This is a genomic window from Actinoplanes sp. NPDC051633 (assembly GCF_040681735.1).
GTDB lineage: Bacteria > Actinomycetota > Actinomycetes > Mycobacteriales > Micromonosporaceae > Actinoplanes.
On sequence record NZ_JBFAZH010001484.1, the window covers coordinates 1 to 1,637 of the forward strand.

The following is a 1,637-nucleotide window of genomic DNA, read 5'->3' on the forward strand; positions in this document are numbered from 1 at the left end:
CCGCTCAGCCGGAACTCAGCATTTTCACATCTGGGTGACGCATCGTTGCAGGAACCGTACCGGCTGTTCTGGAGGAAAGATGGGCCTCGTCCTCGCCGTCGTGAGTTTCCTGTTGCTGCTGTTGCAGGTGCTGCTCGTCGCCCGCGCCATCCTGGACTGGTCGGTGGTGCTGGCCGGGCCGAGCACGGCGGGCTCCGTGCGCTCCCGCCTGACCAGCGGCGTGCACTCGATGACCGAGCCGATCCTGGCGCCGGTCCGCCGCGTGCTGCCCCCGCTGCGCCTCGGCGGCGTCGGCATCGACCTGTCCTTCATCGTGGTCTTCCTGGCCATCGTCATCATCCGTTCGCTGATCGGCTGACCCGGTCCAGGCCCGCCACGGGGTCAGCCGACCGGCGCCGCTGCGACGGCCGGCAATGCCGCCTCCGCCGGCGTGACCGGCAGTGGCGCCTTGACTCCAGGGACGATCCGCTTCAGCAGTGCCCGCGCGGTGAGCAGCCACGAGATCCCGAACGCCCACACCGACACAACCTCGGCGATGTACAGCGGGGTCAGCGGCCCGATCCGCAGGTGCAGCCAGTTGCCCACGATCACGAAGGCTACCGACCCGATGATCACCCACCCGCAGAGCCGCTGCACGGCCGCCAGCTTCAGGTTGCCGTACCGGTCGCGCTCCTGGCGCGCGAAGACGAAGGCGATCAGGGCCAGGCTCAGGATGAAGATCGCCGCGGAGGTGTAGTGCACCCTCGCGGTGACCGCCTCGCCCAGGCTCTGCTGTATGGCCGCGCACCCGGCGGGCTCGGGGATCTCGCCGCACCGGGGACCGGCGCCGATCCCGGGCCGGTTGGTCGGGAAGAACACCACGCCGAGCACGGCGATGCCGGCGACGGTGCTGAGCCAGTAGTCGTAGGTGTTGCGCTGCCCGGCCATGTAGGTCAGCAGCATGAAGCCGGTGACCGACAGCGCCGCCACGAACAGGTCCCGCATGGGGGAGTGGTAGTACGAGCTGAGCGAGCCGCGGACCTGCACCGCGCCGCCGATGAAGTAGGCCTCGCCGATGATGAACGCGATCGGCAGCAGCACACCGATGAACGCCAGCACCGAGCGGATGAGCAGATACGACTTCGCGTACAGCGACGCCGAGTCCTTCTCTGTGACCATAGGACTCTCCCTTCTCCTGCAGGACCGAGAGGGGCCCCGGGCGGGAAGATTCCGCGAGTCCGAGATCTGCTAATCGGCTGATCGCCTCGCGATCAGCCGATACGCCGTTGGAGAAGGTCCTTTCTGTTTCCGGATCAGGCCGGCGCCGCGGCCGGGGCCTTCCGGCGCCGGAAGGCGTTGCGCAGCACGAAGATCCAGCCCATCAGCGCCGCGAGGCCGGCCACCACGAAGCCGGTGATGAGCAGGTAGGTGGAGCCGCCCGCGGTGGCGAAAACGCCCGACCGGGCGCCCGTGTCGAGCGCCTCCGCGGTGTCGCCGAGGCCGAAGCCGTCGGGCTCGTCGTACAGGATGACGTCGTCACGGCCGGCGCTGCCGTCGGCCGCCGCCCACGTCCCCCGGAATTCGCAGGAGCGCCGGCCGCACTCCTCACGCACCGCCGTGAACGTGCCCGCGGTACCGCTGCCGTTGTGCGCCTGCCA

3 protein-coding genes are annotated in these 1,637 nt (G+C 69.5%); 1 reads left to right on the forward strand and 2 read right to left on the reverse strand.

Annotation, left to right across the window (positions count from 1 at the left end; genetic code table 11):
* The first annotated feature begins 79 nt into the window (after positions 1–79).
* Entirely contained in the window at positions 80–358 is a 279-nt protein-coding gene (locus tag AB0M20_RS42330) for a YggT family protein (RefSeq protein ID WP_364307045.1), read from the forward strand.
* A gap of 23 nt (positions 359–381) precedes the next feature.
* Here the strand turns inward: AB0M20_RS42330 and AB0M20_RS42335 are convergent, their stop codons facing one another.
* Both AB0M20_RS42335 and AB0M20_RS42340 read right to left on the reverse strand, forming a co-directional pair.
* Positions 382–1,158 carry a hypothetical protein gene (locus AB0M20_RS42335; protein WP_364307046.1) on the reverse strand — a complete coding sequence of 259 codons (777 nt, stop codon included), beginning with the start codon at positions 1,156–1,158 and terminating at the stop codon, positions 382–384.
* Positions 1,159–1,292: 134 nt separating this feature from the next.
* The coding region (locus tag AB0M20_RS42340) for a hypothetical protein (protein WP_364307048.1) at positions 1,293–1,637 on the reverse strand (345 nt) is incomplete at its 5' end.

What these genes read in the sequence shown, in the direction of transcription:
- AB0M20_RS42330 (WP_364307045.1), top strand. Translation starts at nt 80, where the DNA reads ATGGGCCTCGTCCTCGCCGTCGTGAGTTTCCTGTTGCTGCTGTTGCAG.
- AB0M20_RS42335 (WP_364307046.1), bottom strand. Translation starts at nt 1,158, where the DNA reads ATGGTCACAGAGAAGGACTCGGCGTCGCTGTACGCGAAGTCGTATCTG.